Annotated in this window: 10 protein-coding genes; 7 read left to right on the top strand and 3 right to left on the bottom strand. The window is 56.0% G+C overall.

The features are described from left to right. Positions 1-411 precede the first annotated feature (411 nt). The 3 genes from feoA to feoC are packed head-to-tail and all read left to right on the top strand — an operon-like array spanning position 412 to position 3,239. Entirely contained in the window at positions 412-639 is a 228-nt protein-coding gene (feoA, locus tag N7922_RS01915) for a ferrous iron transporter A (RefSeq protein WP_017459530.1), read from the top strand. A gap of 30 nt (positions 640-669) precedes the next feature. Next, positions 670-2,988, top strand: coding sequence for a Fe(2+) transporter permease subunit FeoB (gene feoB, locus N7922_RS01910; protein ID WP_263099027.1), 2,319 nt, complete (start codon positions 670-672; stop codon positions 2,986-2,988). Positions 2,989-2,999: 11 nt separating this feature from the next. After that, a complete protein-coding gene (gene feoC / locus N7922_RS01905) occupies positions 3,000-3,239 on the top strand; it encodes a [Fe-S]-dependent transcriptional repressor FeoC (RefSeq protein ID WP_263099026.1) in 240 nt (79 codons plus the stop codon). Between the two features lie 30 nt (positions 3,240-3,269). Here the strand turns inward: feoC and bioH are convergent, their stop codons facing one another. Next, positions 3,270-4,040 carry a pimeloyl-ACP methyl ester esterase BioH gene (gene bioH / locus N7922_RS01900; RefSeq protein ID WP_263099025.1) on the bottom strand — a complete coding sequence of 257 codons (771 nt, stop codon included), beginning with the start codon at positions 4,038-4,040 and terminating at the stop codon, positions 3,270-3,272. Between the two features lie 38 nt (positions 4,041-4,078). On the opposite strand from bioH, the gene gntX reads away from it, so the two are divergent. From gntX to gntT, 3 genes are all read left to right on the top strand, one after another. Then, complete coding sequence (gntX, locus tag N7922_RS01895) at positions 4,079-4,762, top strand: DNA utilization protein GntX (protein ID WP_263099024.1); 684 nt, start codon at positions 4,079-4,081, stop codon at positions 4,760-4,762. A 58-nt stretch (positions 4,763-4,820) separates the two neighbouring features. Further along, positions 4,821-5,396, top strand: coding sequence for a Fe-S biogenesis protein NfuA (gene nfuA / locus N7922_RS01890; protein WP_263099023.1), 576 nt, complete (start codon positions 4,821-4,823; stop codon positions 5,394-5,396). Positions 5,397-5,807: 411 nt separating this feature from the next. Beyond that, positions 5,808-7,124, top strand: a complete 1,317-nt coding sequence (gntT, locus tag N7922_RS01885; protein WP_263099022.1) for a gluconate transporter — start codon at positions 5,808-5,810, stop codon at positions 7,122-7,124. A 57-nt stretch (positions 7,125-7,181) separates the two neighbouring features. Here the strand turns inward: gntT and malQ are convergent, their stop codons facing one another. Continuing rightward, positions 7,182-9,266: a 4-alpha-glucanotransferase gene (gene malQ / locus N7922_RS01880; protein WP_263099021.1), complete on the bottom strand. Its 2,085-nt coding sequence runs from the start codon at positions 9,264-9,266 to the stop codon at positions 7,182-7,184. Between the two features lie 9 nt (positions 9,267-9,275). Beyond that, positions 9,276-11,669, bottom strand: coding sequence for a maltodextrin phosphorylase (malP, locus tag N7922_RS01875; RefSeq protein WP_263099020.1), 2,394 nt, complete (start codon positions 11,667-11,669; stop codon positions 9,276-9,278). A 616-nt stretch (positions 11,670-12,285) separates the two neighbouring features. Between malP and malT the strand changes: the two genes are divergently transcribed. After that, the gene (gene malT, locus N7922_RS01870) at positions 12,286-14,991 is read left to right on the top strand and encodes an HTH-type transcriptional regulator MalT (protein WP_263099019.1); all 2,706 of its coding nucleotides are present in this window, start codon (positions 12,286-12,288) and stop codon (positions 14,989-14,991) included. The last annotated feature ends 21 nt before the right edge of the window (positions 14,992-15,012 follow it).

Below are 15,012 nucleotides of genomic sequence, written 5' to 3'. Positions count from 1 at the left end.
ATTAACTCTTTATTTTACATGCTAATTAGCGTTCAAAAATATTAATCAACTCTATCTATAATTAGCGCGCTTAACATGCTGTATCCGTGCATTTTTTCACGTCAATCACTTTCCATCCTTAATAAATCCTTAAGCCAGAAAAAATGTCATTAACGCTATTTTTTTGTGTCTTTATTTTTCCAACGCAGCACGAAATGCATAACACAACAAAATGTTGAGCTACGTCAAAACAGGTCCAAATTAATATATTCGACTGCCTGCCAGCGCATTTTTATGATTGATGATAAAAACTATTCTCATTATCATTGTGCCATGTTGAGTATTTCTCTTTTCTCATTGGCCATTACCGGATGCCATGCGCCCGCACGACGCATGATAAATATTGGTTCGCAGCGTACATAAGTAGGTTCTATGCAATTCTCTCCTGACAGCGCGTGGAAAATTACCGGCTTTTCACAAGAAATTAGCCCGGCATGGCGGCAAAAACTCCTCTCTTTAGGCATGTTGCCCGGTTCCTCTTTTAATGTGGTGCGCGTGGCGCCGTTAGGCGATCCCATTCATATCGAAACCCGACGCGTTAATTTAGTGTTACGGAAAAAAGATCTTGCCTTCCTCGAACTGGAAGCAGTTTCACGTTAATGGTTCGGCCGTTACAGAGAGTTACGTAAAATGAAAAAAATAACCATTGGCTTAATTGGTAATCCTAATTCAGGCAAGACAACATTATTCAATCAGTTAACCGGTGCGCGTCAGCGTGTGGGTAACTGGGCTGGCGTTACCGTTGAACGCAAAGAGGGTTCATTCACCACCACAGATAACCAGGTCACGCTGGTCGACCTTCCCGGCACTTACTCCCTGACCACCATTTCTGCGCAAACCTCACTGGATGAACAGATTGCCTGCCACTACATTCTGAGCGGCGACGCAGACCTGCTGATCAACGTGGTGGATGCCTCCAATCTGGAGCGTAACCTCTACCTGACCCTGCAACTGCTGGAACTCGGCATTCCCTGCATTATCGCCCTGAATATGCTGGATATCGCCGAAAAACAGAAAGTACGCATTGATGTCGACGCCCTTGCCGCACGCCTTGGCTGCCCGGTGATCCCACTGGTTTCCACCCGTGGTCGCGGCATTGAAGCCCTGAAGCTGGCGATCGACCGCCATCAGGCCAACGACAGCGTTGAACTGGTGCATTACGCCCAACCACTCTCCCGTGAAGCGGACGCGCTGGCGCACATGATGGGTGACGAGACACCGTGGCAGCAACGCCGCTGGATGGGTCTGCAAATGCTGGAAGGTGACATCTACAGCCGCGCCAACTCAGGCATCAGTACCCAGCACCTGGAAACGACCCTGTCTCGTTTGCAGGCCGAAATGGATGACCCGGCCCTGCATATTGCCGATGCGCGTTATCAATCCATCGCCGCGATTTGCGACACGGTGAGCAACACGCTGACCGCAGAGCCCAGCCAGTTCACAGCGGCGGTCGACCGCGTGATCCTGAACCGTTTTTTGGGTCTGCCCATCTTCCTGTTCGTCATGTACCTGATGTTCCTGTTCGCCATTAACATCGGCGGCGCATTCTCCCCTATTTTTGATGCCGGTTCAGTGGCGGTGTTTGTGCATGGCATTCAGTGGCTGGGTTATACGTTGCACTTCCCGGCGTGGCTGACCGTGTTCCTTGCCCAGGGGCTGGGCGGCGGGGTGAATACCGTGCTGCCGCTGGTTCCGCAGCTTGGCATGATGTACCTGTTTATGTCTTTCCTCGAAGACTCCGGGTATATGGCGCGCGCCGCCTTTGTGATGGATCGCCTGATGCAATCGCTGGGACTGCCGGGTAAATCCTTTGTGCCGTTGATTGTCGGCTTTGGTTGCAACGTGCCATCGGTGATGGGTGCGCGTACGCTCGATGCGCCGCGTGAGCGGTTGATCACCATCATGATGGCGCCGTTTATGTCCTGCGGTGCGCGTTTGGCGATCTTTGCCGTTTTTGCTGCGGCCTTCTTTGGCCAGCAGGGCGCGGTGACGGTGTTCTCGCTGTATGTGCTTGGTATTGTGATGGCTATTCTGACCGGGTTGATGCTGAAGTTCACCCTGCTGCGCGGCGAAGCGTCGCCGTTCGTCATGGAGCTGCCGGTTTATCACGTACCTCACCTGAAAAGCCTGTTGCTGCAAACCTGGCAGCGCCTGAAAGGTTTTGTTATCCGTGCGGGTAAAGTGATTATCGTGGTCAGTATTTTCCTGAGCGCAATGAACAGTTTCTCGCTGGATGGCCGCACCGTCGACAAAATCGACGAGTCGGCGCTGGCCTCGATTAGCCGCGTCTTCACTCCCCTGTTAGAGCCGATTGGCGTGCATGGCGATCACTGGCAAGCCACGGTCGGGTTGTTTACTGGCGCGATGGCAAAAGAAGTGGTGGTGGGTACGCTGAATACGCTCTATACCGCCGAAAATATTCAGGAAGCGGCGTTTAATCCGGCGGAATTCAGCCTGACGGGCGAGTTAGCCGCAGCGCTGAGTGAGACCTGGAAAAGCCTGCAAGACACGTTCAGCCTGAGCGTGCTGGCCAACCCGATTGAAGCCAGCAAAGGTGATGGCGAGATGGCCACCGGTACAATGGGCGTGATGAGCGAGAAATTTGGCAGCGCGGCAGCCGCATACAGCTACCTGATTTTCGTGCTGCTGTACATTCCCTGCATCACGGCAATGGGGGCTATCGCCCGTGAATCCAGCCGTGGCTGGATGGGGTTCTCGGTACTATGGGGGCTGAACATTGCCTACTCGCTGTCGACCCTGTTCTACCAGACGGTGACGTTTAACCAGCACCCGGTTTACAGTCTGATCTGCATTCTGGCGGTGATCCTGTTCAACGTCGTGGTCATTGGCGCGCTGCGCCGCGCCAGAAGCCGGGTGAACGTCAACCTGCTGGCAACACGCAAAACCGTCGCCAGTTGCTGCGACAGCCCGGCGGGCGACTGCCACTAAGGAGCGACAGGATGGCATCGTTAATTGACGTTCGGGATTTACTGGCCTTGCGCGGGCGGATGGAAGCCAGCCAGCTCAGCGCCACGCTGCATACGCCGCGAGGGCTGATCGATGCCATGCTCGCGCGCATGGAAGCCATGGGCAAAGCGGTGCGCATTCAGGAAGAGGCTACCGGGTGTTTAACCGGTAGCTGCAAACACTGCCCGGACGGGAAAGACGCCTGCTCACGCGAGTGGTGGGCGTTGCGATAATAACAGCCTCCTCCCCGCAACGGGAGGGGCTTACAACCGCGATTTAAGCGCCACCAGCGTGTCGCAAAATGCGGCGGGATGCGAGATAAACGGCGCATGCGCGGCTTTCGGGAAGACAACCGATTCACTCTCCGGCCACATCTCATCCAGCATCGGGACGATTTTGCGCGGCACCAGCCCATCAAGCCGGCCATACAAACGTAAAAACGGCATGGTCAGCGCCGTTAACGCATCACGCAGATCCACCGTTTTCAGGATCTCCAGCCCGCCATTCAACACCTCCGCCGACGGCATATCCAGTGACAGCACCGCGCTTTTCAGCAACCGGGCATCCTGCTTTGCCGTTTCCGTCCCCAGGGTTTGCAGCGCCAGAAAACGCTCGACGGTGCGCTGGAAATCTTCACTGAGCTGGTGCTGAAAACCTGCCAGCACATCGGGCTTGATCCCGGCCCAGTCATCCTGCGCGCTAAAACAGGGCGACGAAGCCACCGTGACCAGTGCGTTAACGCGATCGGGCGCCAGCAACGCCGCCTGGCTTGCCACCAGCCCGCCAAGACTCCAGCCAAGCCATACCGCTTTTTCCGGTGCCTGAGACAATATGAGGTCCGTCATCTGCCGCAGTGTTAACGCGGCAAAACCACGGCTCCTGCCATAGCCCGGCAAATCCACCAGATGAAGGGTAAAGTGCGTACTCAGTTCCGGGGTGATGCAATCCCAGACCTGCGCATTCAGTCCCCATCCGTGCAGCAGCACAAGATGACAATCACCTTCGCCTTTGGTTTGCCACCAGATGTCACTCATCAGTTATCGTTCTCTTCTTTCACACAGGGAGGTGCAATATGCTAACAGCGCCGGGGTTATGCTGGCTATGTCGGATGCCGCTCGCGTGCAGCCACTGGGGGATCTGTTCGTTGTGCACGCGTGCCATCCGCAGACGCGGCCGCGTTTGCCCTTTGTGCGGTTTACCTGCCGCCCGCGACGACATTCACTGCGGGCGTTGCCTGCAAAAACCGCCGCCCTGGCAGCGGCTTATCGCCGTCAGTGATTATGCGCCGCCGCTCAGTACGCTACTGCATCAGTTTAAGTTTGCACCGCGTCCGGACGCAGCCAATGCGCTGTCCCGGCTGCTGTTATTAGCCGTACGCGGCGCGCACCCGAACCGGAACCCGGCAAAACCCGATATGATCATCAGCGTGCCGCTGCATGCCCGCCGCCAGTGGCGCAGAGGCTTTAATCAAAGCGATCTGTTATGTCAGAAACTGGCGCATTGGCTACAGTGCAGCGCTCCACGCGCCGCACTACGCCGCCTGCGGGCTACGCCGGTTCAGCATCATCTCAGCGCGCGTTTGCGCAAACAGAACCTGAAAAACGCCTTCCGCCTTGAATTGCCGGTCGTCGGACTCCATATCGTCGTGGTGGATGATGTCGTCACGACCGGCAGTACCGTTGCAGAAATCACCCGTCTGCTTTTACGCAGCGGCGCAGCGACTGTTCAGGTATGGTGCCTGTGTCGAACCTTGTAGACCCTCGATGATGGGCGTATTATAACCAAGTAAAATAGTCAACTATTAGGCCATTGCTATGATCCGTATCTCCGACGCAGCCCAGGCGCATTTTGTTAAACTGCTGGCAAATCAGGAAGAAGGGACACAAATTCGCGTATTTGTGATTAACCCGGGTACGCCAAACGCCGAGTGTGGCGTCTCCTATTGCCCACCGGACGCGGTTGAAGCAAGCGACACCGCGCTGAAATTTGAGCAGTTGGTTGCCTACGTCGACGAACTGAGCGCGCCGTATCTGGAAGATGCGGAAATCGATTTTGTTACCGACCAGCTGGGCTCCCAGCTCACGCTGAAAGCGCCGAACGCCAAAATGCGTAAGGTCTCTGACGACGCCCCACTGATGGAGCGCGTGGAGTATCTGCTGCAGTCGCAAATCAACCCGCAGCTCGCCGGTCACGGCGGTCGCGTATCGCTGATGGAAATTACCGATGAAGGCTACGCCATTCTGCAATTTGGCGGCGGCTGTAACGGTTGCTCAATGGTCGACGTCACGCTGAAAGAAGGGATCGAGAAGCAACTGCTGACCGAATTCCCGGAACTGAAAGGCGTGCGCGATCTGACCGAGCACCAACGCGGCGAGCACTCCTACTACTAAGTCTTGCTCCTGTTGTCGCATACAGGCCCGGTGGCGCTTCGCTTACCGGGTCTGAGCCTGATTGGCAACCCGAACGCCCCCCGATAATGTCTGCCCGTTCAGCCACACACCTCTCGCTGTTACCCGTATCCTTGCCATCACAGATCTCTTTTTCTTTGGGGTTAGTTTCCCCACGTTAATATGACGGATGTCTCAGTTCTAACATTTAGATCCGCCTGGTGATTCTCTTCCTGTGCATGTTACCCGTATCATTCCAACCAGCACCCACAAGACAAAAACATCCAGCTACAATTTTTAGTTATGGATGTAAGCCGTAACGGTGCGGCAATCCGCTGTTTCTTACCCTGGAGCATTGAGGGATTGCCAGAAAAGAATGACGTTACCCATAACAAATTAAAGGCCAGGTAAATCATGCCATTAGTCATTGTCGCTATCGGTGTCGCCCTTTTATTGCTGTTAATGATCCGTTTTAAACTCAACGGGTTTATTGCCCTGATCCTGGTGGCGCTCGCCGTCGGGATGATGCAGGGCATGCCGCTGGACGCGGTTATCAAATCCATTAAAGCCGGTGTCGGTGGAACGCTGGGCAGTCTTGCGCTGATCATGGGCTTCGGCGCCATGCTGGGTAAACTGCTGGCGGATTGCGGCGGCGCGCAGCGCATTGCCACGACGCTCATCGAGAAATTCGGCCGTAAACATATTCAGTGGGCCGTGGTGTTAACCGGTTTTACCGTCGGTTTCGCCCTGTTCTATGAAGTGGGCTTCGTACTGCTGCTGCCGCTGGTGTTCACCATTGCCGCGTCTGCGCGTATTCCGCTGCTTTACATCGGCGTGCCAATGGCGGCTGCGCTGTCCGTCACGCATGGTTTCCTGCCGCCGCACCCAGGCCCGACTGCGATTGCCACCATCTTCCATGCGGACATGGGTAAAACCCTGCTCTACGGTACGCTGCTCGGTATCCCGACGGTGATCCTCGCAGGCCCGGTGTATGCACGCTTCCTGAAAAGCATTGATAAGCCGATCCCGGAAGGTCTGTACAACGCCAAAACCTTTACCGAAGAAGAGATGCCTGGCTTTGGCGTCAGCGTCTGGACCTCTCTGGTCCCGGTGATCCTGATGGCGCTGCGCGCCGTGGCGGAAATGGTGCTGCCGAAAGGTCACGCAATCCTTCCGTATGCAGAGTTCTTTGGCGACCCGGTGATGGCAACCATGATTGCCGTCCTGATTGCGGTCTTCACCTTTGGTCTGAACCGTGGCCGTTCAATGGACGACATTAACGACACCCTGACCAGCTCTATCAAAATCATCGCCATGATGCTGCTGATCATCGGCGGCGGCGGCGCGTTCAAACAGGTTCTGGTCGATAGCGGCGTGGATAAATACATTGCCGCCATGATGCACTCCACCAACCTCTCTCCGCTGTTTATGGCGTGGTCTATCGCGGCTGTCCTGCGTATTGCGCTCGGTTCTGCAACCGTGGCGGCGATCACCGCAGGCGGTATTGCCGCACCGCTGATTGCCACCACCGGCGTAAGCCCGGAACTGATGGTGATCGCTGTGGGCTCCGGTAGCGTGATCTTCTCCCATGTGAACGATCCGGGTTTCTGGCTGTTCAAAGAGTATTTCAACCTGACCATCGGTGAGACCATGCGTTCATGGTCCGCGCTGGAAACCATTATCTCCGTGTGCGGCCTGGTGGGATGTTTGCTGCTGGGTATGGTGGTCTGATAAAACGCAGGCGCTTCCTGACACGATGAAAATGCCCGGTCTGACCGGGCATTTTTATTAACGTTTACCTGCTGCTTTGCGGCGGCGGTCGAGATCCTTAATCAGGCGGTTAACCTTCTCATCGGCAAACATCTTCTCCAGCGTAACCGCCAGCTTGCGCCGCCAGTTTTTATACTGATAACTGGTGCCCGGAATGTTGACCGGCCCCGGCATATCGAGCCAGTCTTCCGGCTGTAATCCCAGTAATGCGCTGTTGCTATCCGCGATAAAACGCTGCATCCCACGATTGAGGATCGCCGTCATTGGCATGCGTGAGGCGTTATGCCCGGCGCGTTTTGGCAGGCAACCGGACTGATGCAATGCATCCAGTAACCCCTGTTTTGCCCGTTCGCGATCCTGATACAGGCCACGCAATATCACTTCATCCGGGTAGAGCCCCAGGGTTTTGCCGAGGGTTAAATCGCCGCTCTCCCAGTATCCGCGTAACGTCGGCAGGTCGTGCGTAGTGGCGACCGCCATCGACTGCGGCGGATAGGCCTGCGGCGTACGGAACGTCTTTTCGTGATCGCTTTCGAAGTAGAGCACCTTGTACGAGTAAACGCCGCTACTGCGTAGCTTACCGACAATCTCCACCGGCACCGTGCCCAGATCCTCACCAATCACCATGCACTGATGGCGCTGACTTTCCAGCGCCAGAATAGCGAGCAGATCATCAACCGGATACTGCACATACGCCCCGTGATCGGCGGTTTCACCGTAAGGGATCCACCATAAGCGCAGCATCGACATCACATGATCAATACGCAGCGCACCACAGCTTTTCATATTGGCACGCAGCAGATCGATAAACGGCGCATAACCACGGGCGTGCATCACGTGCGGATCCATCGGCGGCAGCCCCCAGTTTTGCCCTAGCGGCCCCAGAATATCCGGCGGCGCGCCAACGGATGCTTTCAGGCAATACAACTCGCGATCGCACCAGGTTTCCGCACCGCCTTCCGCCACGCCCACCGCCAAATCACGGTACAGGCCAATCGGCATGCCGTTGTTCTGGCTGGTCGCCCAGCAATCGGCAAACTGTGTATACGCCAGCCACTGAAGCCAGAGATAAAAATCCACCTCGTCGGCATGTTGCTGACAAAACGCTTTCACCTGCGGGCTTCGGGTGGACTGATACCCTTCCGGCCATGCGGGCCAGCCCCAACGCAGTTCATCCTCCTGCACCTGCCAGGCATGCAACGCATCAAATGCCGCCTGCCAGTAGAGACTTTCCCCCTCCTGTTGCACAAAATCCCGGAAGGCTGACGCCTGTTCGTCGTCTTCGGCGCGCTGACGAAAGTGCTTCCAAGCCATACGGAGCGCCGCCAGTTTCAGCGCGGTCACCGTGGCGTAATCCACCCATTCGGCATCCCGCGCGGCACGCAGCGTTTGCTGCGTCGTGGGCAACGACCACCACGCCTGCGCCTCTTCACTGTCGCGAAAGTCCGCCAGGGCATTGACATCAATATAGATAATATTCAGCCAGCGTCGGGATGACGGACTGTACGGGCTGGCGCTCTCCGGGTTCGCCGGATAGAGCGCATGAATGGGGTTGAGACCAATAAACGCGCCGCCGCGCTTTGCCACCTCGCCGAGCATCGCCTTCAGATCGCCAAAGTCGCCAATACCCCAGTTATCCTGCGAACGCAGGGTATAAAGCTGAACGCAAGCACCCCACAGTTTTTTCCCCTCCAGCAACGCCTGCGGTTCGTAACAGCGCGCCGGGGCGATAATTAACCGGCACGGCCATTTCTGGCCTTTCTGCTCCAGCACCAGTGAGTGATAGCCCAGCGCCAGCCCGGTCGGCAACGCCAGGTTCGCGCCGCCACGCACTTCTCCTGCATGCTGTTTGCCCGCTTCCGTGGTCAGATGCCAGCGGAACTCGCCTTTGCCCTGCACCGGCAGCACCTTCTTTTTGCCGCGGATAAAAACCTGCACCGGTGGCACAGGTGAAGGTGTGGTCGCCGCAGGTGCCGGGTGCATGGCGTCCAGCAACCGCCGTTTGGTCAGCGCAGTAATGGACTGCGGTTTGCCGTGCGCATTGATGTAGTCAGGGCTGATCCCCGCCGCCAGCGCGGCATGCTCCAGACGTTTGCTTTCCATTGCACTTCCTTAACGTTTCGCCTGCCAGATACGGGTTTGATAATCACGAATCGAGCGATCGGAGCTGAACATACCGCAGCGGGCGGTATTGAGGATCGCCGCACGGGTCCAGGCCTCCTGATCGCGATACAGTGCATCAACGCGTTTTTGCGCTGCCACATAGGCGCTGAAATCCGCCAGCACCAGGTAAGGATCGCCGCCTTGTTTGCCAATACTGTGCAGCATCTGATCAAATGCATGCTTGTCGCCGCCGCTGAACTTCCCGCTCTCCAGCGCTTTCAGCACCGCATCCAGTTGCTTGTCTTTCTTGCGCCATTTCAGCGGTTCGTAGCCTTTGGCTTTCAGCGCTTTCACCTGTTCAACGGTATGACCGAAGATAAAGATATTCTCTTCGCCAACCTGCTCGGCAATCTCGACGTTCGCGCCGTCCAGCGTCCCGACGGTGAGCGCGCCATTCAGCGCCAGCTTCATATTGCCGGTACCGGAGGCTTCCTTACCGGCAGTTGAAATCTGCTCGGAGACATCCGCCGCCGGGATCAGTTTTTCCGCCGCCGACACGCAATAGTCCGGCAGGAACACCACCTTCAGTTTGTCGCCCACTTTCGCGTCGTTGTTGATCACCTCCGCCACTTTGTTAATGGCGTAGATGATGTTTTTCGCCAGGTAGTAACCCGGCGCAGCTTTGGCGCCAAACAGGAATACGCGCGGCACGCGGTCGGCCTTCGGGTTTTCACGGATCTCGTTATACAGCGCAATGATATGTAGCAGGCCAAGATGCTGGCGTTTGTACTCGTGAAGACGTTTGATCTGAATATCAAACAGCGCCTGCGGGTTGATCTCAATACCGGTACGGGCTTTGACAAAGGCCGCCAGACGGACTTTGTTCTGCTGTTTGATCTCGCGATATTGCTGGCGGAATGCCGCATCGTCAGCGTATTTCTCAAGATTAATCAGTTGATCAAGATCGTTAGCCCACTCTTTTTTCAGCGTCTTATCCAGCAACGCTGCCAACAAGGGGTTGCACTGCTTGATCCAACGGCGCGGGGTAATGCCGTTGGTCACATTGTGGAATTTACCCGGCCACAACTGATGGTATTCCGGGAACAGATCTTTGACGACCAGGTCCGAATGCAGCGCCGCTACGCCGTTTACCGCAAACCCGCCGACCACGCACAAATTCGCCATCCGCACCTGTTTGTGGTGCACCACCGCCAGCTTCGCCCATACCGCCTTGTCGCCAGGCCAGGTTTTCTCGACCAGCACCTTAAACGTGTCGTTGATCTGCTTGATGATCTGCATATGGCGCGGCAGCAGCGCTTTTACCAGGGTTTCATCCCAGCACTCCAGCGCTTCCGGCATCAACGTGTGGTTGGTGTAAGCAAAGGTCCGGCTGGTAATCGCCCAGGCATCATCCCAGCTCAGTTGATGCTCATCGAGCAACACACGCAGCAGTTCCGGGATGGCAATAGTCGGGTGAGTATCGTTCAACTGGATCACTTCAAAATCCGGCAGTTGCGCCAGTTTGCGTCCCGCCAGATGGTGGCGGCGCAGAATATCCGCCACCGAGCAGGCGCACTGAAAATATTGCTGCATCAGGCGCAGTTTTTTCCCGGCCTGGTGGTTGTCATTCGGGTACAGCACCTTGGTGAGTTTTTCCGCGTCGATGCCTGTTTGCTCGGCACGCAAGAAATCACCGTCATTAAATTTGGTCAGATCAAACGGATGAGCATGGGTTGCCTGCCACAGGCGCAGCGGTTGCGTCACACTGTTGCGATAGCCAATCACGGGCAGATCCCAGGCTTCGCCAACCAGGGTAAACGCCGGTTGCCACTGCCCCTCTTTGCTGACCTTACCGCCAATACCCACGTGCACATCCAGCTGTTCGTTATGGCTGAACCACGGGTAGCTGCGACGATGCCAGTCATCTGGCGCTTCATGTTGTTGCCCGTCGACAAAAGATTGGCGGAACAGACCATACTGGTAATTCAGCCCGTAGCCCGTGGCGGATTGCCCCACCGTCGCCATCGAGTCCAGGAAACAGGCCGCCAGTCGTCCAAGCCCGCCGTTGCCTAGCGCCGGATCGATCTCCTCTTCCAGCAGATCGCTAAGATTTATCGCGTGTGCATCCAGCACCGCCGCCACATCCTGATACCACCCCAGATTAAGCAGATTGTTGCCGGTCAGGCGACCAATCAAGAACTCCATCGAAATGTAGTTAACATGGCGCTGCTTTTTCGCCGCCTTCGGCGCAGGTTGTGCTGCCAGCAGTTCCGCCAGCGCGCCGCTGACTGCCTGCCACCACTGACGGGTGGTCATTTCCGTTGCAGCCGCCAACCCCAAACGCTGCCACTGGCGCGTGAGGGCCGCTTCAAACTGCGCTTTATCAAACGTTGGCTTTGACATAAAGAATCCGGGTCCTTTTGTGAAATAAATCGACGTTAGCGCTAGTGTGCCAGGCTCAGTTTCTGAGTTCCTCATCCTGCCTGGGATTAGCCGGGGAGGAGTAGCGGGGATGAGCGAAAATTGTGATCGCCGCCACTTAAAGGTAGCGTCTCTTTTGCACATTTTTCAAACAAAAAGCGGTAAATCGCAGCGGAAAAATGTGTAGTGTCGTAACGAAGGGGTAAGAGAATATGAAATGTCGTTTCAGGCGAAATTCGTTTTACGCGTGGGCGAAAACCGGCAGAAATTAAATTCATTCAAATCTGATTCTGACGATTTCGCTATTTGTGCGATTTAAGCCCGGCAGGGATAAATATTTTATCCGGAACGCGTCGTGTTAACAAAACACGCCGCATAACAGCTCCGCACAGCGCGCCAGTTCTGACCCCACGACTTTTGTAACTATTGTTCTTAATTTATTCATTACGGGAATAAAAATGTGACAGGGTGCAAATTCACAATCGTCAGATTTGGACATAACTTGCAATAAATCCACATCTGACCGACCTTATTAGTATTAATTACGAAGCGCAAAAAAAATCAAACCCTCTGTTTGCCTCACAGTGAAGTGATAACTATGTTGATTCCGTCAAAATTAAGTCGTCCGGTTCGTCTCGACCACACGGTGGTGCGTGAACGTTTGCTGGCGAAACTTTCCGGCGCCAACAATTATCGGCTTGCGCTGATCACAAGCCCTGCGGGTTACGGAAAAACAACGCTCATTTCCCAATGGGCGGCCGGTAAAAATGACATTGGCTGGTTCTCGCTGGACGAAGGAGATAACCAGCAAGAGCGTTTTGCCAGTTATTTTGTCGCCGCTATCCAGCAGGCGACAGGCGGTCACTGCGTGAGCAGCGAGGCGATGGCGCAAAAACGCCAGTACGCCAGCCTGGCCTCACTCTTTTCTCAACTATTCGTTGAGCTAACTGAATGGCAGCGGCCGTTGTATCTGGTAATTGACGATTACCATCTGATAACCAACCCGGTTATCCACGACGCCATGCGTTTCTTCCTGCGCCATCAGCCGGAAAACCTGACGCTGCTGGTGTTGTCACGCAACTTACCTCAGTTAGGAATAGCCAACCTGCGCGTACGTGAACAGTTGCTGGAAGTGGGCAGTCAGCAACTGGCCTTTACCCACCAGGAAGCCAAACAGTTCTTTGATTGTCGCCTGACGTCGCCTATCGAAGCGGCCGAAAGCGGCCGGTTGTGCGACGACGTTGCCGGTTGGGCCACCGCGCTGCAACTTATCGCCCTTTCCGCCCGGCAAAACCACAGTGCCCCACATCAGTCCGCGCGCCGTTTGTCAGGAATTAACGCCACCCATCTCTCCGACTACCTGGTGGATGAGGTGCTGGATAATGTCGATACCGATACCCGCCAGTTCCTGCTAAAAAGCGCGCTGCTACGCTCAATGAATGATGCCCTGATTGTACGGGTGACCGGCGAAGAGAACGGGCAAATGCGCCTGGAGGAGATCGAGCGCCAGGGGCTGTTCCTGCAACGTATGGACGATTCCGGCGAGTGGTTTAGTTATCACCCGTTGTTCGGCAGTTTCCTGCGCCAGCGCTGTCAGTGGGAACTGGCGACCGAGCTGCCGGATATCCACCGCGCGGCGGCGGAAAGCTGGATGGCGCAAGGCTTCCCAAGCGAAGCCATTCATCACGCGCTGGCCGCCGGCGATGGCGTTATGCTGCGGGATATTCTGCTGCATCATGCCTGGGGACTGTTTAACCACAGCGAACTGAGCGTACTGGAAGAGTCGCTGAAAGCGCTGCCATGGGAAAGCCTGCTGGAGAACCCGCGTCTGGTGCTGTTACAGGCCTGGTTGATGCAAAGCCAGCATCGCTATGGCGAAGTGAATATGTTGCTGGCCCGCGCCGAGCAAGAGATGACCACGCAAATGGATGCCTCACTGCACGGCGATTTCAATGCCCTGCGTGCTCAGGTCGCCATTAACGACGGCGATCCTGCCGAGGCGGAGCGGCTGGCAATGGTCGCACTGGATGAACTGCCGCTGGCGAACTACTACAGCCGTATTGTCGCCACTTCGGTACATGGCGAAGTGCTGCACTGTAAAGGCGAGCTGACCAGTTCGCTGTCGGTGATGCAGCAAACCGAGCAGATGGCCCGCCGCCACGATGTCTGGCATTACGCGCTGTGGAGCCTGATCCAACAAAGCGAAATCCTCTTTGCACAGGGCTTTTTGCAAGCCGCCTGGGAGATGCAGGAGAAAGGGTTTACGCTGATCCGCGAACAGCACCTCGAACAACTGCCGATGCACGAGTTCTTGTTACGCATTCGCGCGCAATTACTCTGGGCATGGGCGCGGCTGGATGAATCAGAAGCCGCAGCACGCCAGGGGCTGGAAGTCCTGGCGGCATTGCAGCCGCAACAGCAACTGCAATGCCTGGCGCTGGTGGTGCAAAACTCACTGGCGCGCGGCGATCTGGATAATGCCCGCAGCCATTTGCACCGGCTGGAAAACCTGCTTGGCAACGGTCAGTACCACAGCGACTGGGTGTCGAACGCCGATAAAGTCCGGGTTATTTACTGGCAAATGACCAATGACAAGAAAGCCGCTGCGCAGTGGCTGCGCCAGACGCCGAAACCCGAGTTCGCCAATAACCATTTCCTGCAAAGCCAGTGGCGCAACATCGCCCGCGCGCAGATCCTGCTGGGGGATTTCGATCCGGCGGAAATGGTGCTGGAAGAGTTGAACGAAAATGCGCGCAGTCTGCGACTGATGAGCGACATCAACCGCAATCTGCTGTTGCTTAACCAGCTTTACTGGCAGGCCGGGCGTAAAAACGATGCCCAACGCGTGCTGCTGGAAGCCTTGCAACTGGCTAACCGCACGGGTTTCATCAGTCACTTTGTGATTGAAGGCGAAGCGATGGCGCAGCAGTTGCGCCAGTTAATTCAGCTCAATACGCTGCCGGAGCTGGATCAGCACCGCGCCCAGCGTATTCTGCGCGAGATAAACCAGCACCACCGGCATAAATTCGCCCATTTCGATGAGGGTTTTGTTGAACGGCTGCTGACCCACCCGGAAGTGCCGGAACTGATCCGCACCAGCCCGTTAACCCAGCGGGAGTGGCAGGTGCTGGGGCTTATCTACTCCGGTTACAGCAACGAACAGATTGCCGGGGAGCTGGCTGTCGCCGCGACCACCATCAAAACCCATATCCGCAATCTCTACCAAAAACTCGGCGTTGCTCACCGTCAGGATGCGGTTCAGCACGCGCAGCAGTTATTGAAAATCATGGGGTATGGGGTCTGACGGCGGTGCGATGCCGTCAGA

Source organism: Kosakonia sp. ML.JS2a (assembly GCF_025642095.1).
Taxonomy (GTDB): Bacteria; Pseudomonadota; Gammaproteobacteria; order Enterobacterales; family Enterobacteriaceae.
This window is presented reverse-complemented; position numbering and strand designations above follow the sequence as displayed.